This is a genomic window from Erythrobacter aureus (assembly GCF_003355455.1).
In the GTDB taxonomy this organism is placed as follows: Bacteria; Pseudomonadota; Alphaproteobacteria; order Sphingomonadales; family Sphingomonadaceae; genus Qipengyuania; species Qipengyuania aurea.
Genome location: NZ_CP031357.1, coordinates 2,359,129 through 2,379,423, shown reverse-complemented (window position 1 = coordinate 2,379,423; position 20,295 = coordinate 2,359,129). Strand labels below are relative to the sequence as shown.

General features: G+C 62.4%; 21 protein-coding genes. 9 read left to right on the top strand and 12 right to left on the bottom strand.

Annotated features, from left to right (window positions below; genetic code table 11):
- Nucleotides 1-132: 132 nt before the first annotated feature.
- Nucleotides 133-1,263 carry a hypothetical protein gene (locus DVR09_RS11620; RefSeq protein ID WP_162814958.1) on the bottom strand — a complete coding sequence of 377 codons (1,131 nt, stop codon included), beginning with the start codon at nucleotides 1,261-1,263 and terminating at the stop codon, nucleotides 133-135.
- Nucleotides 1,264-1,680: 417 nt separating this feature from the next.
- Here DVR09_RS11620 and uvrA point away from each other — a divergent pair, with 417 nt between their 5' ends.
- The 4 genes from uvrA (at nucleotide 1,681) to DVR09_RS11595 (ending at nucleotide 6,602) form a co-directional block, all read left to right on the top strand.
- Nucleotides 1,681-4,668, top strand: coding sequence for an excinuclease ABC subunit UvrA (gene uvrA / locus DVR09_RS11615; RefSeq protein ID WP_234041422.1), 2,988 nt, complete (start codon nucleotides 1,681-1,683; stop codon nucleotides 4,666-4,668).
- A gap of 366 nt (nucleotides 4,669-5,034) precedes the next feature.
- Nucleotides 5,035-5,610, top strand: coding sequence for a ComF family protein (locus tag DVR09_RS11605; RefSeq protein ID WP_115417067.1), 576 nt, complete (start codon nucleotides 5,035-5,037; stop codon nucleotides 5,608-5,610).
- On the top strand, nucleotides 5,607-6,164 hold the full coding sequence (locus tag DVR09_RS11600) for a hypothetical protein (protein ID WP_162814957.1): 558 nt from the start codon (nucleotides 5,607-5,609) through the stop codon (nucleotides 6,162-6,164). Before DVR09_RS11605 ends, DVR09_RS11600 begins: the two co-directional genes overlap by 4 nt.
- Before the next feature lie 237 nt (nucleotides 6,165-6,401).
- A complete protein-coding gene (locus tag DVR09_RS11595; protein WP_115417065.1) occupies nucleotides 6,402-6,602 on the top strand; it encodes a hypothetical protein in 201 nt (66 codons plus the stop codon).
- A 460-nt stretch (nucleotides 6,603-7,062) separates the two neighbouring features.
- Here DVR09_RS11595 and DVR09_RS11590 read toward each other — a convergent pair whose 3' ends face one another.
- Complete coding sequence (locus DVR09_RS11590) at nucleotides 7,063-7,833, bottom strand: LuxR family transcriptional regulator (RefSeq protein ID WP_115417064.1); 771 nt, start codon at nucleotides 7,831-7,833, stop codon at nucleotides 7,063-7,065.
- 259 nt (nucleotides 7,834-8,092) lie between these two features.
- Between DVR09_RS11590 and DVR09_RS11585 the strand changes: the two genes are divergently transcribed.
- A complete protein-coding gene (locus DVR09_RS11585; protein ID WP_162814956.1) occupies nucleotides 8,093-8,725 on the top strand; it encodes a response regulator transcription factor in 633 nt (210 codons plus the stop codon).
- Nucleotides 8,726-8,784: 59 nt separating this feature from the next.
- Here the strand turns inward: DVR09_RS11585 and DVR09_RS11580 are convergent, their stop codons facing one another.
- On the bottom strand, nucleotides 8,785-9,300 hold the full coding sequence (locus tag DVR09_RS11580) for a septal ring lytic transglycosylase RlpA family protein (protein WP_115417062.1): 516 nt from the start codon (nucleotides 9,298-9,300) through the stop codon (nucleotides 8,785-8,787).
- Between the two features lie 945 nt (nucleotides 9,301-10,245).
- Nucleotides 10,246-11,460 (bottom strand): argininosuccinate synthase, encoded by a 1,215-nt coding sequence (locus tag DVR09_RS11570; protein WP_115417060.1) that lies wholly within the window; start codon nucleotides 11,458-11,460, stop codon nucleotides 10,246-10,248.
- Nucleotides 11,461-11,676: 216 nt separating this feature from the next.
- Between DVR09_RS11570 and DVR09_RS11565 the strand changes: the two genes are divergently transcribed.
- The 3 genes from DVR09_RS11565 (at nucleotide 11,677) to DVR09_RS11555 (ending at nucleotide 13,067) form a co-directional block, all read left to right on the top strand.
- On the top strand, nucleotides 11,677-11,901 hold the full coding sequence (locus DVR09_RS11565; protein ID WP_115417059.1) for a hypothetical protein: 225 nt from the start codon (nucleotides 11,677-11,679) through the stop codon (nucleotides 11,899-11,901).
- The gene (locus DVR09_RS11560) at nucleotides 11,898-12,176 is read left to right on the top strand and encodes a type II toxin-antitoxin system RelE/ParE family toxin (protein ID WP_115417058.1); all 279 of its coding nucleotides are present in this window, start codon (nucleotides 11,898-11,900) and stop codon (nucleotides 12,174-12,176) included. Before DVR09_RS11565 ends, DVR09_RS11560 begins: the two co-directional genes overlap by 4 nt.
- 177 nt (nucleotides 12,177-12,353) lie before the next feature.
- The gene (locus DVR09_RS11555; protein WP_115417057.1) at nucleotides 12,354-13,067 is read left to right on the top strand and encodes a helix-turn-helix domain-containing protein; all 714 of its coding nucleotides are present in this window, start codon (nucleotides 12,354-12,356) and stop codon (nucleotides 13,065-13,067) included.
- A gap of 116 nt (nucleotides 13,068-13,183) precedes the next feature.
- Here the strand turns inward: DVR09_RS11555 and DVR09_RS11550 are convergent, their stop codons facing one another.
- A complete protein-coding gene (locus DVR09_RS11550) occupies nucleotides 13,184-14,479 on the bottom strand; it encodes an SAM-dependent methyltransferase (RefSeq protein ID WP_115417056.1) in 1,296 nt (431 codons plus the stop codon).
- An 85-nt stretch (nucleotides 14,480-14,564) separates the two neighbouring features.
- Between DVR09_RS11550 and DVR09_RS11545 the strand changes: the two genes are divergently transcribed.
- On the top strand, nucleotides 14,565-15,002 hold the full coding sequence (locus tag DVR09_RS11545) for a DUF1801 domain-containing protein (protein ID WP_115417055.1): 438 nt from the start codon (nucleotides 14,565-14,567) through the stop codon (nucleotides 15,000-15,002).
- On the opposite strand, the gene DVR09_RS11540 is transcribed toward DVR09_RS11545, so the two are convergent.
- The 7 genes from DVR09_RS11540 to rlmN all read right to left on the bottom strand — a co-directional run bounded on the left by DVR09_RS11540 (nucleotide 15,003) and on the right by rlmN (nucleotide 20,284).
- A complete protein-coding gene (locus DVR09_RS11540) occupies nucleotides 15,003-15,743 on the bottom strand; it encodes a molybdopterin-dependent oxidoreductase (protein ID WP_115417054.1) in 741 nt (246 codons plus the stop codon).
- Nucleotides 15,740-16,405, bottom strand: a complete 666-nt coding sequence (locus DVR09_RS11535) for a cytochrome b/b6 domain-containing protein (RefSeq protein ID WP_115417053.1) — start codon at nucleotides 16,403-16,405, stop codon at nucleotides 15,740-15,742. The genes DVR09_RS11540 and DVR09_RS11535 overlap by 4 nt, the downstream gene beginning before the upstream one ends.
- On the bottom strand, nucleotides 16,402-17,172 hold the full coding sequence (locus DVR09_RS11530) for an SDR family oxidoreductase (RefSeq protein ID WP_115417052.1): 771 nt from the start codon (nucleotides 17,170-17,172) through the stop codon (nucleotides 16,402-16,404). The genes DVR09_RS11535 and DVR09_RS11530 overlap by 4 nt, the downstream gene beginning before the upstream one ends.
- Nucleotides 17,173-17,276: 104 nt before the next feature.
- Entirely contained in the window at nucleotides 17,277-17,663 is a 387-nt protein-coding gene (locus tag DVR09_RS11525) for a glycine zipper 2TM domain-containing protein (protein WP_115417051.1), read from the bottom strand.
- 121 nt (nucleotides 17,664-17,784) lie between these two features.
- Nucleotides 17,785-18,432 (bottom strand): MOSC domain-containing protein, encoded by a 648-nt coding sequence (locus tag DVR09_RS11520; RefSeq protein WP_115417050.1) that lies wholly within the window; start codon nucleotides 18,430-18,432, stop codon nucleotides 17,785-17,787.
- The gene (locus DVR09_RS11515) at nucleotides 18,429-19,037 is read right to left on the bottom strand and encodes a class I SAM-dependent DNA methyltransferase (RefSeq protein WP_234041421.1); all 609 of its coding nucleotides are present in this window, start codon (nucleotides 19,035-19,037) and stop codon (nucleotides 18,429-18,431) included. The genes DVR09_RS11520 and DVR09_RS11515 overlap by 4 nt, the downstream gene beginning before the upstream one ends.
- The gene (gene rlmN / locus DVR09_RS11510) at nucleotides 19,037-20,284 is read right to left on the bottom strand and encodes a dual-specificity RNA methyltransferase RlmN (RefSeq protein WP_115417049.1); all 1,248 of its coding nucleotides are present in this window, start codon (nucleotides 20,282-20,284) and stop codon (nucleotides 19,037-19,039) included. The genes DVR09_RS11515 and rlmN overlap by 1 nt, the downstream gene beginning before the upstream one ends.
- Nucleotides 20,285-20,295 lie beyond the last annotated feature (11 nt).

The following is a 20,295-nucleotide window of genomic DNA, read 5'->3' as shown; positions in this document are numbered from 1 at the left end:
TATGAACTCGGTGAACCACACAGAACCATCGGCAAGCGACGGCATGTGCGCGGTCTCGATAGTTCGTCGGCCGTGCTTGTCGGTGCGGCTCCCCCGATCCGGACGGGGGAGAGTCGGGAATGGTTCTCGTTTCTAAGGCGCGGTTTTCGTCTTGCCCGTTTCGAACACCCCGCGCGCCCGATCCATGACCGCGGCGGGCAGGCTCTGTTCCAACAGGCCGAAGATCAACCCGATCAGCAGGGCGATCGTGCCGCTCTGCATGACCTGGCCCGTGCTCATCGAACTGAAACGGAATTCGACCACCCCGGTGATAAAGAAAAGCGAGAAGACCACTGCCAGCGAACCGGTGAAAAGCAGGCGCATTCGCGGGGCAAGCCGATCTCCCTCCAGCTCGGCCAGATCGGTGAAGGCCAGCGTCACCTTGCGCGCGGCGAATGACAGCCAGGTTCCGATCATGCAGCCCGCCAGCAACAGGAACATGGCGCGAAACCGATAGACTTCGGAAGGAAACAGGGCGACATATTCGCGCGTTTCGCTGGGTTTCGCGCACATCCAGTCGAGCCGATCGCCATAGGCACCGCACAGCGTGGCGAAGAAGCCCGGGGATTTGTCGTAAAGCAGGTACAGCAGAAGAAAGATGACCGCGGCGCCGAATGCAGGCGCGCCGAGCTTGAACATGTAGTGGTTCTTGATCCGGCTCCCTTCGCGCATCAAGGTTTCATTCCGCAGCGTTTCGAGGGCGCTGTCGGCGGCCCGCAGATCGACGTTTTTCACAGTGAAAGCGAGCGTTGTCAGGCTGAACAGCCGGTCGAAGGCCTCCTTGAATCTGACCTCGCACTCTTTTTCCCAGGCATCGGTCTGGTGATCGGCCTGCGCGCCGATGATCATCCGGCGTAGCTTTTTGCCGAAACGAGCCCATCTGCTCTCCCCGTTCTCGGTCGCCGGGGCAGGGCGGTAAATCGCCTTGAGCACGCCCAGCGTCTGTTCGATCTTGCTTTTGAAGGCCAGCTCCTGCTCGTCCACGGGGGCGGGCTCTTCCCGTTCCAGATAGTTGGCACCGAAATAAATGTCCCACAGGAACAGGTCTTCATCATCGGCCGCGGGATTCTCCTTCGTGGCGTTGGGATGAAAGCGGGCTATGTCCCATCGCTCACCCAAATGGATGTCGCTCGTGCGCCAGTCGCGTTTCTTGCCATTTCCCCCGCCCGTGCCGCTTTGGGCCTGGGCGGCATCTCCCGCTTGCGGTTTGGTTTGTTCCATCATCTTCCCCCCTTCAGATGTGTTGACGGCTCGATCGAAGCGTAGGGTCGAACCGATTGATCCGAAACAGGCGGCAAACCTGTATTCGAACAGTCAATCGCCTGGCCCATGGAAGCGACACGCCGGCGAATGGGGCGCAGTGCTGTCGAACGGGCTACATTTATTGGCTACCCGGTGCTTCCACTCTTGTCGAAGCGGCATCGCTTCTATGCCATGGGTGCGATTATTCGACAATCCGCAGCAGATAGCCCGCTCGCGCTTCTCGGCGCCACACTGGTTGCCGCAGTGATTGGAACTGCGTCGGCGCTTCCTATATCCGGCATCCTGCCATTCGCATGGCTGGAACCGCGATGGTCGCTATGCGCTCCGGAAGCTGGCCGCTCTTGACTTGGTCGAACACAACAGGAACATACGCCACCCATGGCACTCACCAAAATTTCCGTCCGCGGCGCGCGGGAGCACAACCTCAAGGGCGTCGATATCGACTTGCCGCGCGATGCGCTGATCGTGATCACCGGCCTGTCGGGATCGGGCAAATCGAGCCTCGCCTTCGATACGATCTATGCCGAAGGGCAGCGGCGCTATGTCGAAAGCCTGAGCGCCTATGCGCGGCAATTCCTGGAAATGATGCAAAAGCCCGATGTCGAGCATATCGACGGGCTCAGCCCCGCGATCTCGATCGAGCAGAAGACCACCAGCCGCAACCCGCGCTCGACCGTCGCGACGGTAACCGAGATCTACGACTATATGCGCCTGCTCTGGGCGCGCGTGGGCGTGCCCTACAGCCCCGCCACCGGCCTGCCGATCCAGGCGCAGACGGTTTCCAACATGGTCGACCGGGTGATGGCGCTGCCCGAAGGCACGCGGCTCTATCTGCTTGCCCCCGTCGTGCGTGGACGCAAGGGCGAATACCGCAAGGAACTGGCCGAGTGGCAGAAGGCCGGGTTCACCCGCGTGCGCATCGACGGCGAGATGTACCCGATCGAGGAAGCGCCCGCGCTCGACAAGAAGTTCAAGCACGACATCGAGGTGGTGGTCGACCGGCTGGCGGTGAAGGAGGGCCTCGAAACGCGGCTGGCCGACAGTTTCGAAACCGCGCTCAAACTGGCCGAAGGGCTGGCTTATGTCGATCTGGCTGACGGGACTGTCACCGAGGTTATGCCTCCCCTCCCGCGGGGGAGGGCCGGGGTGGGGGTGCCACCTCGCGGGTGCCGAACACCCATCCCCAACCCTTCCCTCAAGGGAAGGGACTCAGAAAATGAAGGGCGCCGGATTGCCCGCCAATCGCATCGTCTTTTCCGAGAAGTTCTCCTGCCCGGTCTCGGGCTTCACCATCGAGGAAGTCGAACCGCGCCTGTTCTCTTTCAACGCCCCCAAGGCGCCTGCCCGACTTGCGACGGGATCGGCGAGAAGCAGTTGTTCGATCCGCAACTGGTCGTGCCGAACGAGGCGCTGTCCTTGAAGAAGGGCGCGGTGGTGCCCTGGGCGAAAAGCAACCCACCGAGCCCCTATTACATGCAGGTGCTCGCCAGCCTTGCGAAGGAATACGAGTTCAGCCTCGAGACCCCGTGGGAGGATTTCGACAAGGAAATTCGCGAGATCATCCTCTACGGCACGAAGGGCCGCGCCATACCGCTGACCTTCAAGGACGGGCGCAAAAGCTATACGGTGAAGAAGCCGTTCGAAGGCGTGATCGGCAACTTGAACCGCCGCCTGTTGCAGACCGAAAGCGCCTGGATGCGCGAGGAGCTGTCCAAATTCCAGACCGCGCAGCCATGCGAGACCTGCCACGGCAAGCGCCTCAACGAGAAGGCGCTCGCGGTGAAAATCGCGGGCACCGACATCGCCACGCCGACCAAGATGAGCGTTGCCGATGCGAAGGAGTGGTTCCTCGCGCTGCCCGACAAGCTCACCGACACGCAGCAGCAGATCGCCAAGGCCATCCTCAAGGAAATCAACGAGCGGCTGGGCTTTCTCGACAATGTCGGGCTCGACTATCTCAACCTCGACCGCACTTCGGGCACATTGTCCGGCGGGGAGAGCCAGCGCATCCGCCTCGCCAGTCAGATCGGCTCGGGCCTGTCGGGCGTGCTCTACGTGCTCGACGAACCCAGCATCGGCCTCCATCAGCGCGACAACGACCGGCTGCTCGAAACGCTCAAGCGGCTGCGCGATCTCGGCAATACGGTGATCGTGGTCGAGCATGACGAGGACGCGATCCGCGCCGCCGACCATGTGGTCGATCTCGGCCCGGGCGCTGGCGTCCACGGGGGCGAGGTGGTGGCGCAAGGCACGCTCAAACAGGTGCTCAAGGCGAAGAAATCGCTTACCGCAGACTATCTCACCGGCCGCCGCCAGATCGAGGTTCCGGCCAAGCGCCGCAAGGGCAATGGCCACCAGCTCACCGTCCACGGCGCGCGGGCGAACAATCTCGACAACGTCACCGCCTCCATCCCGCTCGGCACCTTCACCTGCATCACCGGCGTATCGGGTTCGGGCAAGTCCAGCTTCACCATCGACACGCTCTATGCCGCCGCCGCACGCACGCTCAACGGGGCACGCGTGGTCGCGGGCGCGCACGACAAGGTCACCGGCCTCGAATATTGCGACAAGGTGATCGAGATCGACCAGTCGCCCATCGGCCGCACCCCGCGCTCCAACCCGGCGACCTATACCGGCGCCTTCACCCAGATCCGCGACTGGTTCGCCGGCCTGCCGGAAGCGCAGGCGCGCGGCTACAAGCCGGGCCGCTTCAGCTTCAACGTCAAGGGCGGCCGCTGCGAGGCGTGCCAGGGCGACGGGCTGATCAAGATCGAGATGCACTTCCTGCCCGACGTCTACGTGACCTGCGAGGAATGCGGCGGCAAGCGCTACAACCGCGAAACGCTGGAGGTGAAGTTCAAGGGCCACTCCATCGCCGACGTGCTCGACATGACGATCGAGGATGCGGAAGGCTTCTTCAAGGCCGTCCCCCCGATCCGCGACAAGATGCATATGCTGAACGAGGTGGGGCTGGGCTACGTCAAGGTCGGTCAGCAGGCGACCACGCTATCGGGCGGCGAGGCGCAGCGCGTGAAGCTGGCCAAGGAACTGTCGAAGCGCAGCACCGGCCAGACGCTCTACATCCTCGACGAGCCCACCACGGGCCTCCATTTCGAGGATGTCCGCAAGCTCCTCGAAGTCCTCCACCGGCTGGTGGACCAGGGGAACTCTGTCGTGGTGATCGAGCACAATCTGGATGTGATAAAAACCTCTGATTACATTCTTGATCTCGGACCGGGAGGAGGCGTGAGAGGAGGCGAAGTGGTCGCCCAAGGCACACCGGAAGAGGTCGCCGCTGTTCCAGCGAGCTATACGGGCCGCTATCTCCAACCCATGCTGGAAAGGGCGAAAGAAGCTGCCGAGTGAATGTAATCAAAGGTTAGCCTGCCCCGGACTTGATCCGGGGGCCGACCACATCCTCGATCTGGGGCCGGGCGGCGGCGTCCGGGGCGGGGAGGTCGTTGCGGAGGGCACACCGGAGGAGGTTGCTGCGGTCGAGGGGAGCTATACGGGGCAGTACCTCAAGCCGATGCTGGAGCGGCAGCGGGAGGCAGCGGAGTAGGAGCGCCGATCCCTTTTGCCTGTGGAAAGTCGGCGGCGACAGTCAGGATTACATATCATTCCCTAAATAATCAGTTAGTTGATACACATCTCCTTCCTCGATTTGGGCCAAGCTAGATTGGACAGTTTAAGAAGGTCAGCGTATTGTAGGGGAATTGGGTGGTGCAGAGAATGACACACAAACTTCACGGGAATTGGGATTCCGGACTAGCGTTCGATCTGCACACGGTTTCAAGCACGCATTTGGGCGTCGACGAACACGGTCATGACCGGTTTGAGAATGTCCGAAGCGAGATGGGCGAACTCGTATTCCAGCTAAAATACCGGGGAGACAAGTCAGCTGCTGAGAAAATCGCAAAGCTGACTGATGATATTGGTGGGATCGAGGATTTCGATTTCATCGTACCGATCCCTGCGACAAACAAGAATCGACCTTATCAGCCTGTTGACCTTATTTCACTCGCAATCGGGAAAAGGCGCGGCGTCAAAGTGCTTTTGGGCGCTTTGTCCAACGACGGGAAAGAGGAGCTCAAGAGCGTTACTGATCCTGTGGCGCGTGACGAGTTGCTTGCCGAGGCGATCGGTGTCGTTGAGCCAGAGCAATTCAACGGCAAAAAGGTCTTGCTTATCGATGATCTTTATCGGTCTGGTTCGACGTTGAAAGTGGCGACCAAAAACCTGCGCGAAAAAGGGAAACCTGCAAAAGTGTCGGTGTTCACGATGACAAAAACCAGGAGCAACCGGTGACGACTGTTTTTCTGTCAGGCTCAAGGAAAGTCTCCCGTTTGCCAGATGCGGTTCGGCGACGATTGGACAACATCATGTCTTGTGAGTTCAATGTTGTGACAGGCGATGCGAACGGCGCTGACAAAGCTATGCAACGATACTTGGCTGACAATGACTACGAGAACGTCATTATTTACTATGTTGGCGAAGCTCCACGAAACAATATTGGTAATTGGCCTAAAAAGCGGGTGGAGGTGCCATCTACAGCTCGCGGTCGCGATTTTTACGCCCAAAAAGATAAATTTATGGCGAGTTTGGCGGATTTTGGTCTTGTTCTGTGGGATGGAAAGAGTCCCGGTTCTGTGCAGAATATGATTTGGCTTACGAACAACCAAAAGAAGGGACTGGTTTTCCATAACCCTTCGAAAACATTCACCAAAATCAAGGAATTAGAGGATTTAAAGTTCGTCTTTGGTCTCGCAGAAGAATCCGACTTAGTTGAGATCGACAGGAAGATTGGTCTGCCAGAGTTCTTCCGCGAAGGCGCAAAAAAGCAGCATCAGTTCGATCTCTGAATCGAATAGTTTGCAACGGACTCTGCACTGTCCCATACCCCAATCCCAATATATCTAAACGGGTCCACTCAAACGCATGAGGTGAACCATGAACGCCGTTTTCTGTTTTGACCCTCAAGCGCCGGGCGAGGCGCATCTGCGCGCCTTGGCTTTCGGCCTAACCGGCCGACGTGCGGTCGCGCTTGCCTCGCCTGCGGTTCGGATACTTTCGCCAGCCTCACCGGCAGGAGGTGCGGCATGAGCGATATGAGCATCCACCCCATCGTCCTCCACGCCGATCTCCTCGCCGCGGAGGACGACGACCGCGCTCCGCGGACGCAGTTCGTGGCCGAGCGGCAGGTGGGGTTTCTCGAGGCGCTCGCGGTCACCGGCTCTGTGCGCGGGGCGGCGCGGCGGGCGGGGGTTTCGCATCAGACCTGCTACCGCGCGCGGCGCTAGTCCGACTGAGACACCCGCCTGCGCGGGGGATCGGGATAGGATTGTGGTGATTCCGGGCGTCCCGCGCCCGTGCTCGCAGGCCGGTCCTCGCGGCGAGGGGCAGTGTTGCCCGTTCGCGCACCGCACCCCCACACACTACATCAATTGATAACGCGCGCTGCCCGTGTACCTGCTAGACTCCCGCGCATCGTCGGCCTCTTTTCAGGCTTTCCGGCGACCGAGAGAAGCTTCGGCATTGCTCCCGCCTCGTGCATCGGAGTCCCATCATGCCCGAATGGCTAATCGTTGTTCTCGCCGTGCTCGGCACCTTCGCGCTGGCGTCGTTGCTGGGTGAGTTGCTGGTGCGCCGCGTCCGCCGTCGCCGGTGAGCGTGCGGGCCGGGTCCCGCAATCCCCGCAGCAGGCCGTGGGAGCGATAAAGCCGATCGTGACCCCGGCCCGATCCGGGGAGGCCCCGGTTCTCAGATGTCGATAATGCCGTATTTCACGCCCTTGACCGCCGCCGAGGCGCGGTCGGACACGTTGAGCTTGAAGAATATCCGCTTGATGTGGGTGGCGATGGTCGGGCGCTTGCTGCCCAGGATGAGGGCGATTTCCTCATTGCTCTTGCCCTGCGCGATCCAGTGCAGGATCACCACTTCGCGCGGCGCCAGCCGGGGCCGTTCGACCAGGCCCGCCTCGAGCTGGTCGATCCGCAGATGGGCGGCCTGGGCGATGGCGTGGAGGATGGGGATGTCGGCATGTTCGACCCGGTCCTGATGGTCGATCTGGTTGATGCCGAAGGCGGCCAGGTGCTGATGCGGGCCGAAAGTGGGGAAGGCATAGCCATCGGTCACCCCGTGTTCGCGCGCCTGTTCGACGAAATGCCGCTGATCGGGCGTAAGCGATTTGTCGGCCGCCATGTGGCTGAGCCGCACCGGCCGCCCGGCGCGGGCGATCAGCGAAGGGAAGGGGTCGAGCAGGTTGAGGCCGTCATTATACCTGGCGATCCACTCCTCGGGAAAGCCGAAGGATATGACATCGGCCTGCCCGGGATGCTCGCGCGAGGGTTTGAGATAGCTCAAGGCGTGGAAGCCGTGCGTGCGATAGAAGGCCCTGGCGATGGTGAATACGTCATCCCGGGTTTCTGCGGCGGCAATCTGCCGTATGGCCCAACTATCTTCCATGGTCGCGCTCTCTCCCATCCTGTGTTCGGCACGCTCCGCGCGGCATTCCGATTGAATGTCATCCATTCGGACTACGTATATCCTTTTATGATTCGCCGTGGATTGCAAGCGGATATTTGCCGGTAAAATGGCACCGCACTTAGCCGTCGCGACGTGAGAATTGGATATTTTACGTAGTTCGTTCAGATGACATTGTATAGGATGACATCCGAACGGATGACTACGGTTATTCCCCTAGTAACCATACGAGTTCGGGCGACGGCTGGGGAAAACAAGCGATCCTGAGCGTCGGTGAACTTGACAGGGTATGGGGGTCGAATCGCTTATGCAGGAAAACACGTTCATTGTCGTCGACAACGACTATCGCAGTCGCAATGAACTCACCATGGCTCTCGGCAAGATCGGGTACGTGGTGCCCGCCGACAGTCTCGACGATCTGGGCGGTCGCTGGCCGGAAGAGGCTTGGGTGCTGGTCCACGATCATGGCCTTCAACTCACCCGGGCGATGCGGGATCTGCGCCAGGCGGGGCGGTTCTATCCCCTGGTCGCCTATTCGAAGAAAGCCAGCATTTCTCACATCATGGACGTCCTCAGCGGCGGTGCCGCGGGCTATTTCGAATGGCCCACCCCCGATGACCGGCTGCAGCGCAGCCTCGCGAATATTCTGGCGCGGAAATGGCAGAATTCTACCACGACGATCGAGCAGGCCCGGGCCAAGCAGAAGATCGGCCAGCTTTCGCCGCGCGAGCGCGAGGTTCTGACCGGGGTGTGTGAAGGCTTTTCGAGCAAGGAAGTCGCCCGCACGCTGGGGATCAGCCCGCGCACGGTCGAGTTGCACCGCGCCAATGTGTTGAACAAGCTGGGCGTGCGCAATGTCGCCGCGGCGGTGCGTCTTTCGGTCGAAGCCCGGTTCGACGGGACCAAACTGCCCGACGAACAGCGCGAACTGGCGCTTTAGGGGGGCGAAGCTTAGGGGCGAAGCGAAACGGCGCGCCGCTTTCGGGCGGGTAATGCCGCCTAACGGTCGAGGACGGCGAGTTCGACCGTCCCGTGCCCGCGCCGGATCAGGCCGAGTTCGGTCGCGGCAACGCGGCTGAGATCGATCAAGCGACCGTGCGCGAAGGGGCCGCGATCGTTGATTCGGACCGTGACTGTCTTGCCATTGCGCGGATTGGTCACCGCCACCAATGTGCCGAAGGGCAGGGTGCGGTGGGCCGCAGTCATCGCATGCATGTCGAAGCGTTCGCCATTGGCGGTTCGGCGGCCATGAAAGCGCTTGCCGTAATAGGAGGCCACTCCGCTGCCAATTGAGCTTGCTGCGGGCGGCAGTTCGATCGGCACCTCGATCGCGCCAAGATCCACGACATGGCCTGCGGGTTCGGGAGCGGGAGGCAAGGCCTCGAAACTCGCGAAACTCGCGTCGAAATCGGCTTGGGGAATTGCCATCTGGATGGTTTCCTCTGGCTGGGCGGCCGTTGCCGGCAAGGCCAGGGCGGCGAGGAAAAGCATGCTGCGAAACGCGCGATTGGCCATAATGTGGACCTCCCGTTCGGTTTCGGCGTCTATATCGAAGGCTGCGGCCCGAGTCCTTAACGTGGACGGTTCCCGCCCCATTCCAGCCACAGTTCATCGCGGATCGGGATCTTTTATGCGCTGGGACAAACCTTTTCGGACATGCAAGGGGGGGCACATCGCCGTCTAACCGATCGCGGCGTGAGCCTGACGTTGCCCTTTCCAGCAAGCTCCCACGAGCAAGTCTTTACGAGCAAATGGGGCCGACATCGCTGCCGACCCCACTCTCACCGATGCGTGGTCTTGACCGCCAACTGAATGAAACGGGCAGGAACTTGGCATCCGACGTTTTCCCTTCCGCTGCGTCCGAAGACGCCGCATCCGGTTCTGTCACCGGCGCTCGCACCGGCATCCGGCTCCACCCTCCAACTGATCCGGTCGAGTGCGCCAGGCCATAAAGACCCTCGCTTTCCGTTCCGGACCGGCCTTCGACAGGCGGTGCCGCGATCGAACTTTCCGTCAATGGCCGAAACCTCAAGCGGCTGCATCGCCGATCCGGTCCGAAGACCTTTTCCATGCGATACCTCCTCGGCATCCGACCGGGTTGGTCCGATCCATGAAAGACGTAGGCTGCGTTTCGTCATCGACCCGCTTGCATCCGACCGAAGTCTTCCTCATGCCGATCTCGGAAAACACATGGACAGCATCTCCCATGTCTTTCCGGTCTGGATTTTCTCCGTGATTTCAGGCCGTTAAGCCATCAACCCGGTGGAAGATCCTCGCCGTTCCGATGCCTTGAAGCTGCGCCCGATCGGGCGATTCGTCCAGCCGACGAGACCCGACTTTTCCACCATCCCCCGATTTCGCTGTGGAGGGGGGTGGAAAAGTCAACGCTTCATCGCAAATTATGATCGCGATCTATGTTGCAGGCGCAATATTGCACCGCAAAACCTTGGTGCAACGCAACTAACGGTCGCGCTTGGCCAGCAGGCGGAGGCGCAGCGCGTTGAGCTTGATGAACCCTTCGGCGTCCTTCTGGTCGTAGGCACCGGCATCGTCCTCGAAGGTCACATGCGCTTCGGAATAGAGCGACTCTTCCGACTTGCGGCCCACAACACTCGCATTGCCCTTGTAAAGTTTCAGCCGGACCGTGCCCGAGACCTTTTCCTGGCTGAGGTCGACCGCCGCCTGCAGCATTTCGCGCTCGGGGCTGAACCAGAGGCCGTTATACACCAGTTCGGCATAGCGCGGCATCAGTTCGTCCTTGAGGTGCGCCGCGCCGCGATCGAGCGTGATCTGCTCGATCCCGCGATGCGCGCGGGCGTAGATCTCGCCGCCGGGGGTTTCGTACATGCCGCGGCTTTTCATGCCGACGAAGCGGTTCTCGACCAGGTCGAGGCGGCCGATGCCGTGCTTGCGGCCGAGATCGTTGAGCGCGGTCAGCAGCGTTGCCGGGCTCATCGCCTCGCCATTCAGCGCTGTGCCGTCGCCGCGCTCGAACGTAATCGTGATGTATTCGGGCGTATCGGGCGCATCCTCGGGATGGTCGGTGCGCGAATAGACGTAGTCGGGGGTCTCTTCCCACGGGTCCTCGAGCACCTTGCCCTCGGACGAGGTGTGGAGGAGGTTCGCATCGGTGGAGAAGGGGCTTTCGCCGCGCTTGTCCTTGGGCACGGCGATCTGGTGCGCCTCGGCCCAGGCGATCAGCGCGGTGCGGCTGGTAAGGTCCCATTCGCGCCACGGGGCGATGACCTTGATATCCGGATCGAGCGCATAGGCCGACAGTTCGAAGCGCACCTGGTCGTTGCCCTTGCCGGTTGCGCCGTGCGCGATGGCGTCCGCACCGGTCTCATGCGCGATCTCGACGAGGCGCTTGGAGATCAGCGGGCGGGCGATGCTGGTGCCGAGCAGGTAATCGCCTTCGTACCGGGCATTGGCGCGCATCATCGGGAAGACGTAATCGCGCACGAATTCCTCGCGCAGGTCCTCGATGAAGATGTGCTTGTCGGGAATGCCCATCGCACGCGCCTTGGCCCGCGCGGGTTCGATCTCTTCCCCCTGGCCGAGATCGGCGGTGAAGGTGACCACTTCCAGCCCGCGCTCCACCTCGAGCCATTTGGCGATGACGGAAGTATCGAGACCGCCACTATAGGCGAGGACGACACGCTTGATATCGGACATTGCGGGCACCTTTGTTGACTTGGCCGCGCCGCTAGCAGGGGTGAGGGCGCGGTGGCAATCAGGAAGAGCTTGGTGGGGGGAAAGGCGTAACTGGCCATGTTCGCGACCTGGAGAGCGGGGTGCGTTTCCTGGCACCTCGGCGTGTAGCCGGAAGTTGGATTGCCGCGGAGCCTTTGGCTCCTCGCAATGACGGGCGAGAGGTGATACATCGGTTACATGACGATGCTCGAAAAGTTCGTGGCTTTCGCCCAATCGCTCCCGGCGGAAAGCAGGCACGCGGTCGAGGGTGCGCTGGCTGTCATGATGGCGAGCTATTCAGACGAGGGTGCATTCACCTCCATCGAACTGGACGAACTCGATCGCCGCGTTGCCGAACCGAATGCGGAGTATGTCGCTCCTGAAGCGATTGCCGATCTTCTGGGCAGGTCCATAGCCTCGTGAAACCGATCCGCTTCCGCCGCGAGGCGGAGCACGACCTACGTGAGATAATCGCCTATTTCGATGGCGTCGCGCCGGAGGCACTTGTGCGCATAGCCGACGACATATGGCGAGCGCTGGAACTGATTCGTCAGTTTCCGGCGATCGGTGTGCGGATCGAAGGCCGCAGCTTCCGGCGAGTGGTTTCGCGGCGTTACAAGTTTAAGATCGCTTATCTTAACGAGCGCGATTGTGTGACGGTGCTGGGCATATTCCGACATCAGGATCGTGAAAGCTGACGGGGCTGGCAGGCTTCATAGCTCGCATATCCTAAATTGTGCGAGGAATTGCTTCCTCCGTTGGAGACCAAGGGAAGTCTCCTGCGAAGTCAGCCACGGCCGCATCCTCCGCACCCGCAGCGGCCGCCTCACGATCATCCTTTCCTACAGCCCCCCTTTTGTGCCTTACGCTATGCGATGAGCAAGCAGCCGCCCCGTATTCCGCCCGCACAGCCACCTCTTGCCGCGCCGCGTGTCGATCCCGCGCCCGGCGATCCGCCCGATAATCTCGCCGCCGGGTTGTCCTTGCCCGTGCTGGCTGCGGCGCAGGCGGCCTTGCCTGCGGTCCAGCGCAAGCGCACCGCCACGGGCAAACGCGGGCCGCGCTGGACCAGGGCGCGGCAGGTCGATTTCCTTGTCGCGCTGGCGGAAACCCATTCGGTGGCCGAGGCGGCGCGGCGGGTGGGGATGAGCCGTCAGTCGGCCTATCGCCTGCGCCAGCGCCTGCGCGAACAGCCCTTCGGCAGGGCCTGGGATGCGGCTTATGCCAGCGCGCGCCACAGCCTTTACCGTGCAGCGCTGGAACGCGCGATCGAAGGCGTGGAGGTGCCGCATTTCGCCGGGGGCGAGCTGGTCGGCACCTCGCGCAAGTTCGACGAGCGCCTCACGCTCGCGCTGCTGGCCATGCCGACGCCTGCCCCCGCGGAGCTGCCTGCGGTCTATCCGGGCAGCGCCTATCCTTCGACCGACTTTCGCGGTTTGCTGGAACGTGTCGAGACCGGACCCGACCATTTCGAGGCCGATGAAAGCGAGCATCACCTGCTCCGGCTGGAAGCGGAGGAGGACGCCCGCTGGGCTGCGGACGACGCGGAGGACAAGGACAAGGATGAAAGCGGCGACTGGGAATATTGACCCGATGTGTCACCCCGTCTCCAACATTTCCTGCAATTTCAATACGATGACCTGTAGGAAAAGGCGGACACCCCTGTCACCTTGTGTAACCTACACGGAAACCCTGGCGCAGCGCGCTACTCCGCCGCCTCGCGCAGGGCCGGGTCGAGGTGCCAGCGCGGCACCTTGCCCTCATCCGCCGCGCGCAGCCGGGCGCTTTCGGCCTCGATATATTCGCGCGTCATCGGGATGGCGGCGCGGTCCTTCACATACTGGATCTGCCAATTGACCATATCGCCGTGGCGGAAGCTCTGTTCGGCTCCCGCAAGATAGAACAGCCACATGCGATAGAAACGCTCGTCGTAAAGCTCGGTGATCTCGCGCCGGTGCAGCACTGTGCGCTTGTACCATTCCTCCAGCGTGTGGCTGTAATGGAAGCGCATTGCCTCCACGTCCATCACCTGCCAGCCGTGCTTCTCGCTCTGCGTGACGAGCTCGGACAGGGCGGGGATATAGCCGCCGGGGAAGATGTATTTGCGCGTCCATTTGTCGGTGAAGCCGGGAGGGCCTGCGCGCCCGCAGCAATGGCTGATCATCACGCCGTCGGCCTTCAGCAGGCGGTTGGTGTGCTCGTAGAACTGCGGGTAATGCGGCGTGCCGACATGTTCGAGCAGGCCGACCGAGCTGATCCGGTCGAAGGCTCCCTGCACATCGCGATAGTCCATCAGCTCGAACGTCACGCGGTCGGCGAGGCCCGCTTCCTCGGCGCGTTCCTTGCAGAACGCGATCTGGTCGGGCGCGAGCGCAACGCCCATGACCTCGACATCGTAATGGCGCGCGAGATAGAGCGCGAAGCCGCCCCAGCCGCAGCCGATATCCAGCAGGCGCTGGCCCGGCTTTATGTACATCTTGGCGGCGAGATGCGCCTTCTTGTCGAGCTGCGCTTTCTCGAGCGAGGTCGTCTCCGGGTCCTCGCGGTAATAGGCCATGGTGTATTGGCGGTCCTCGTCGAGGAAACGCTCATACAGCTCGCGGGTGAGGTTGTAGGTGTGCTCGGCGTTCTTTCGGGCCTTGCCGCGCAAATTCACGCTGTCGGCCTTGGCGAGCAGTTTTTGTGCCGCCTTGCGCAAGGGGCCTTTGGGCTTGAGCGATGCGCCCGCTTCGCGCTTGGCGTTCCTGGTCACGAACAGGACGAGGTCGCGGATATCGTGCGGTTCCTCCACTTCGAGCCAGCCCCACATGAAGGCCTCGCCCGCGCCGACCTGCGGATAGCGTGCGATATGGTTGGCGGCCTTGCGATGCGTCAGGCGGATACGCAGGGGTTGCACGCCATTTTCCGGCGCACCGTATTGAAGGGTCGTCCCGTCATGGTTCGTAACAATCAAATGCCCGCGCTTGATCGCGGATTTCAGGAATGTGTCGAGCAGCCACATGGGCGCGCCTCTCCCCTTTTGTTTTCCCCGAGCGCGAGACTGTGGCACACAGAGACGCAAGTCAATCGAAGGGAGGAACGACGCCGTGGGTGAAGCGAAGACGCAGATTACCGATGTCGACCCGGCGGACTTCATCGCGTCGGTCGAACCGGAAAGGAAGCGGGAGGAGGCGAAGCTGCTCGATGCGCTGTTTCGCCGGGTAACGGGCGAAGAGCCCAGGATGTGGGGGCCGAGCATCATCGGCTACGGCAGCTACCGCACCACCTATGCCAGCGGGCGCAAGGTACATTGGCTGCGCACCGGCTTCAGCCCGCGCAAGGCGAAGCATTCGCTCTATCTGATGGGCGGCTATTGCGACGAGGCCACGGGCCAGCGCCGCGACGAATTGCTGGCACGGCTGGGCAAATACAAGACCGGCAAGAGCTGCCTGTATGTCAACAAGCTGGCCGATGTGGATATGGACGTTTTGCAGGAGTTGCTGCGCAACGACTGGGAAGCGATGGCGCGCCTCTATCCCGAGTGATCAGATGCCCGCATACCACTGATACCCGGCGCGGTCTTCCCAGTAACCGCCCTGGCCTTTGCCGATCTCGTCGAGGCTGGCGACCGCTTCGATCGCGGTGAGGTATTTGGCGTGTTTGTAGCCCAATTGCCGCTCGATCCGCATTCTCAGCGGCGCGCCATTGCGGATCGGCAGCGGCTCTCCATTGAGGCTGTGCGCGACGATGGTCTGCGGGTGATAGGCATCGACCAGGTCGACGCTCTCGTAATAGTCCTGCCCGTTGAGATTGTCGGCGCAGCGGAAGACGATGAACTTGGCTTGGCTGAGCAGGCCTGCGGCATTGAGCAGGAGCGAGAGCTGTGGCCCGGTCCATTCGCCGATCGCGCTCCACCCTTCGACGCAATCGTGGCGCGTGACCTGGCTGCGCTGGGGCAGCTTGCGGATGTTCTCGAGACTGAGGCTGAGTGGATTCTCGACCAGGCCGCGCACTTCGAGCCGCCAATTGGCGAAGCCTTCCTCGGCATGGCGCGGGTAGTCGCCGTTCTGCGGATCGGTCGAGCCATTGCCGCGAAAATAGGGCGAGATCGCGCTGCGCGGATACTCCGGCGCGAGCGCCGTGCGATCGGTCAGCAGCCGGTGCGCGCCCTTGTGCCAGCCTTCCGCGGCATCGAGCAACGACTTGCCGACATCGGTTTCGGCGATTCTGTTGCAGCCTGCCACGAAGGCGGCACCGGCGGCGACGAGGAAATTCCTGCGCTTCATCCCTCGCGCCCCCCGGTAATCATGTCGCGGATCTGGCGGATCGGCCCGGCAAGGATCACCGACACGATATGGACCACGAAGAAGCCCGCGATGGCGAAGGCGAAGATGAAATGCAGGCTGCGCGCCGATTGCCGCCCGCCCAGCAGCTCGACCAGCCAGCCGAATGTCGGCTCCATGCCGGGGCTGATGGCGATGCCGGTGAAGACCATCATCGGCAGGAACACGCCCAGCACAAGGCCATAGGCGAGCTTCTGGAGGAAATTGTATTTGCCGCCCTCATGGTCGAAATCGAGCCTGAGGTGCTGGACGATGTCATGCCGGATCGCGGCGGGTTTCCATTCTTTGCGGCTGGTGGCGATATCGCGCTTGAAATGCCGGTTGGCGAGCATGACGATCCACATGAACAGCAGGCCCAGCGCAAAGGGCCAGGCCATCAGGATGTGCCAGTCGCGCGCCACGGCGAGGCTGTAATAGCCGGGGATCGTCATCCAGTCGGGAAAGCGCGGCACGGTGAGCCAGGCCTGTTCGGCGGCAAAGCCCCAATCGCCCCAATAGAGCCGGCGATGCGCGTTGGAGATCGTCAGGCCCGACATGAACAGCACGACGACGCACAAGAGATTCACCCAGTGCCACAGCCGGGTGCTGAGCGCGTGGCGCTTCATGCCCCGGTTCCCTCGCGGGCGAGATAGATCACGTCGCGCGGCTGGGAAAGCAGGTGCTGGCCGCTGTCGACATAAAGCGTCTGCCCGCTGGCGAGATGGCCCTGCGCGAGGAACAGCGCGGCATCGGCGACTTCCTGGGGGTCGGTCTTGCGGGCAAGCAGGTTCATGCGGTGCGAAATCTCGGTCTCCTCCTCGCTCTGGTCGTGGCTGGCGAGGATCGCCCCTGGAGCCAGCGCATAGACCCGGTCTTCCACGCTGGCCGCGCCCATGGCCAGCATCGGCACGGTCGATGCCAGCGCGTGCTTGCTCATCGTGTAGCTGAAGAAATCCGGATTGGGATTGGCGAGCTTCTGATCGGTCAAATGGATCACCCGCCGCCCGCCCGATGCCTGTGCATGGGCGAGATAGGTCTGGGCCATACGAGCGGGGCTGCGCGCGTTGATCTGCATCGCGCGGACATTCGTCGCCGGATCGAGCGCGGTTACAGTGTCCCTGTCGAACACCGCCGCGCAATTGATCAGCGCACGCCAGTCCGCGAGGCGGTTGGCCAGCGTTTCCACCATGGCGACCGCCGCATCGCCATCTTCGAGATCGCACTGCACCGCCTCCGCCGAGGGAAGCTGCTCCACCAGTGCCTCGGCCCCCGCGCGCGACGAGCCGTAATGCACGACCACATGCCATCCCGCCTTGCCGAAGGCGCGGGCGATCGCCGCGCCGATACGCTTCGCACCGCCCGTTACGAGTATCGATGGCTTGCTGTCCGTCATCGCGCGCGAGCATAGCGGCACACGGAGCAAAGGAAAGGCGCGCCGCCACCCGAGGGGAAGGTGACGGCGCGCCGCATTCGCAACCCGCAGGTTGCGTCAGAAAGTTAGCGGCACTTCAGGCTGCCGCGATCGATCTCGCGTCCGACGATGGCCCCGACGGCACCGCCGAGGATTGCGCCAAGCGTCTTGTCGCCGCGCCCGGCCAGTTCATGGCCCGCCAGCGCGCCGACGCCCGCGCCGATGACGAGACCGGTCGTGCCATTGTCGCGCTTGCAATAATAGCGCCCGTCGCCGCCGCGCCACATGCGGTCGGCACGACTGATACGGCGCGGTTCGATGTAGTAGCCGCGGCTGTCGTAGATAGCCCGGTCCTTGGCGCGTTTGCCATGTGCGGGCGCCCAGGCAGGCGGGTCCGCAGCGGCCGGTGCGGCCATGCCGATGCCGGTGAAGGCGAGCGCCCCTGCAGCCAATGCGACAGTGAGTTTTTTCATGATTGCGTCCCCATTCGGTTGTCTCCGTCGCGACCCTGCGCGGACGATTTACAACATCGGCTGAACGAATGGCGGCTCGCCGAAATTCGCGATGAGCCGTGCGGAGACGCGCGACGAATTGCTAACGATCGAGCTTTTGTCGGGCGCGATCACGCCATGGCAGGCAAAGTCTTTCGAGTGTCGTGATCTGTTCGAGTTCTTCGCGCGTGGCCTTTTGCGCCGGATCGAAGAGCTTCGCGAACAGGCGCCCCACGGTCCAATCCTCGTGGCCCGTTTCGATCTGCTCCAGCCTGTCACCAGCCTTGGCGTCGCCCTCCTCGATGACGCGGTAGTACCACCCGCAATTGTGCTGCTTGACGATCCGCGCGACCATTCCCTTTTGGCCGAATCGATGGTCGATCTTCCAGCAGGGCTGGCGTGGCTGGCTGACTTCGAGCAGGGCGCTGCCAAGGTGGAAGCGGTCGCCGATCCGCACTGTCTCTTCGGTCAGCCCCTCGGCATGGATATTCTCTCCGAAAGCGGCTGGGCGGGAAAGCAGATCATGGCCGCCGAGCCAATCGCTCCATCCCGCGTAATGATCGCGCGGATAGTGATGCACGGCCATGTCCGGCCCGCCATGGTGTTTGGTATCGGCGACCATGTCGCCCTCAATCCCGAAAGAGCGAATATGGGCGATCCCGTCGACTGGCTGCTTGTCGATGGCGCTCAGTTCGGCGCCGTTGAAAGGCTTGGGCAGGCCGACACAGATGGCGAGCACTTCGGCAGTCATCGATCCTCCTTGCGCAGGGTGAGCGCGAACCAGTCCCGCTGCGTTCCGTCGCGGCCTTTGCCGGGATAGCGCTCGCTGGCCAGGGGCGTGAAGCCCGCCTCGCGGTAGACTTCTTTCAGCCATTCGGGAGAGGGGAGATTGGTCCAGCGCCCCAGCAGGTCGCGGCCTTCGTCGGGATGGGCATGGTCGGACAGCTTGTAATTGGCGAAGTGAAGACCGCCTGGCCGCAGCGCACGATGGATCGCTGAAAGAACCGGCGGTAATGCAGCGCGCGGCAGGTGGAGCAGGCTCGCATGAGCCCAGACGGCGTCGTATTCGGACACCGCGTTGAGTTCGTCGAAGCGCATCTGGCGCGCCGCGATATCGTGGCGTTCCTTCGCTTTCCTGACCATGGCGGCAGTCCCGTCGGTCGCATCGATGGAGAACCCGCGATCACGGATATACGCGGCATCGCGCCCGCCGCCGCAGCCCAGTTCGAGGATGTGAGCGCCTGGCGCCAGGCGGTCGAGAAACCCATCGAGATGGCGGCTCTGCCCCTGGGTGCCGCTCGCCGTGTAACGGGGCGCCTCGCGCTCGTACCAGGCGAGGGTCGCCTCGTCGGTCATCAGGAGGCGGCAGCCTCTGTGGCTTCGGCAGCTTCGCGGTCGCGCTGGGCGCGGCTCTTCTTCTCGGCTGCTGTCTTGAGCTGGCCGCAGGCGGCGTCGATATCGCGGCCGCGCGGCGTGCGCACGGGCGCGCTGATGCCGTGCTCGAAGACGATCGAGGAGAAGCGTTTTACCCGCTCCGGCGTCGAGCATTCATAAGGCGCCCCGGGCCAGGGGTTGAACGGGATCAGGTTCACCTTGGCGGGCAGCTTGTACTGCTTGATCAGCCGTACAAGCTCGTGCGCATCCTCGTCACTGTCGTTCTTGTCCTTGAGCATGACATATTCGAAGGTGATCCGGCGCGCATTGCTGGCGCCGTGATAATCCGAGCACGCCTGCAGCAATTCCTCGATGCCGTATTTCTTGTTGAGCGGCACAATTTCGTCGCGGACGTCCTTGGTCACAGCATGAAGGCTGACCGCGAGGTTGACGCCTATTTCTTTGCCGCACTTGTCCATCATGGGAACAACGCCGCTGGTCGATAGCGTGATCCGGCGCTTCGACAGGGCCAGACCTTCCCCATCCATCACCAACTTCAGCGCATCGCGGACGTTGTCGAAATTATAGAGCGGTTCGCCCATGCCCATCATCACGATGTTGGTCAGCAGGCGGCCATCGGCGCGGTATTCGGTTTCGCTCTCTTCGTCGGCGAAATCCATCTTGCCCTTCGGCCATTCGCCCAGCGCATCGCGCGCGAGCAGGACCTGGCCGACGATTTCGCCCGGGGTGAGGTTGCGCACGAGGCGCATGGTGCCGGTGTGGCAGAAACGGCAATTGAGAGTGCAGCCGACCTGGCTCGACACGCACAGCGTGCCGCGATCCGCATCGGGGATGAAGACCATTTCGAACTCGTGCCCGTCCGAGGTGCGCAGCAACCATTTGCGCGTGCCATCGGTCGAATGCTGGGCTTCGACGATATCGGGCCGCCCGATGTAGAACCGCTTGGCGAGCCAGGGGCGCATGGTCTTGGCGATATCGGTCATCGCCGCGAAATCGGTGACGCCGCGATGATAGAGCCAGTGGAAGACCTGCTTGGCGCGCAGCTTGGCCTGCTTTGTGTCCAGTCCCGCTTCGGCGAACAATTCGCGAATGCGGTCTTTCGGCAGGCCGATCAGGTCCACGCGGCCATCTTCGCGCGGCGTGATGTCACGCGCGACGGGAACCGGGTCCACCTGCCCGGGGATGCTCATGAGTGTCGTATCGGCCATGGGAGCGGCGC

Excerpts from the sequence above, each read along its gene's own strand:
- DVR09_RS11620 (WP_162814958.1), bottom strand. The coding sequence starts at position 1,263 with ATGATGGAACAAACCAAACCGCAAGCGGGAGATGCCGCCCAGGCCCAA.
- uvrA (WP_234041422.1), top strand. The coding sequence starts at position 1,681 with ATGGCACTCACCAAAATTTCCGTCCGCGGCGCGCGGGAGCACAACCTC.
- DVR09_RS11605 (WP_115417067.1), top strand. The coding sequence starts at position 5,035 with ATGACACACAAACTTCACGGGAATTGGGATTCCGGACTAGCGTTCGAT.
- DVR09_RS11595 (WP_115417065.1), top strand. The coding sequence starts at position 6,402 with ATGAGCGATATGAGCATCCACCCCATCGTCCTCCACGCCGATCTCCTC.
- DVR09_RS11590 (WP_115417064.1), bottom strand. The coding sequence starts at position 7,833 with ATGGATGACATTCAATCGGAATGCCGCGCGGAGCGTGCCGAACACAGG.
- DVR09_RS11585 (WP_162814956.1), top strand. The coding sequence starts at position 8,093 with ATGCAGGAAAACACGTTCATTGTCGTCGACAACGACTATCGCAGTCGC.
- DVR09_RS11580 (WP_115417062.1), bottom strand. The coding sequence starts at position 9,300 with ATGGCCAATCGCGCGTTTCGCAGCATGCTTTTCCTCGCCGCCCTGGCC.
- DVR09_RS11570 (WP_115417060.1), bottom strand. The coding sequence starts at position 11,460 with ATGTCCGATATCAAGCGTGTCGTCCTCGCCTATAGTGGCGGTCTCGAT.
- DVR09_RS11565 (WP_115417059.1), top strand. The coding sequence starts at position 11,677 with ATGACGATGCTCGAAAAGTTCGTGGCTTTCGCCCAATCGCTCCCGGCG.
- DVR09_RS11555 (WP_115417057.1), top strand. The coding sequence starts at position 12,354 with ATGAGCAAGCAGCCGCCCCGTATTCCGCCCGCACAGCCACCTCTTGCC.
- DVR09_RS11550 (WP_115417056.1), bottom strand. The coding sequence starts at position 14,479 with ATGTGGCTGCTCGACACATTCCTGAAATCCGCGATCAAGCGCGGGCAT.
- DVR09_RS11540 (WP_115417054.1), bottom strand. The coding sequence starts at position 15,743 with ATGAAGCGCAGGAATTTCCTCGTCGCCGCCGGTGCCGCCTTCGTGGCA.
- DVR09_RS11535 (WP_115417053.1), bottom strand. The coding sequence starts at position 16,405 with ATGAAGCGCCACGCGCTCAGCACCCGGCTGTGGCACTGGGTGAATCTC.
- DVR09_RS11530 (WP_115417052.1), bottom strand. The coding sequence starts at position 17,172 with ATGACGGACAGCAAGCCATCGATACTCGTAACGGGCGGTGCGAAGCGT.
- DVR09_RS11525 (WP_115417051.1), bottom strand. The coding sequence starts at position 17,663 with ATGAAAAAACTCACTGTCGCATTGGCTGCAGGGGCGCTCGCCTTCACC.
- DVR09_RS11520 (WP_115417050.1), bottom strand. The coding sequence starts at position 18,432 with ATGACTGCCGAAGTGCTCGCCATCTGTGTCGGCCTGCCCAAGCCTTTC.
- DVR09_RS11515 (WP_234041421.1), bottom strand. The coding sequence starts at position 19,037 with ATGACCGACGAGGCGACCCTCGCCTGGTACGAGCGCGAGGCGCCCCGT.
- rlmN (WP_115417049.1), bottom strand. The coding sequence starts at position 20,284 with ATGGCCGATACGACACTCATGAGCATCCCCGGGCAGGTGGACCCGGTT.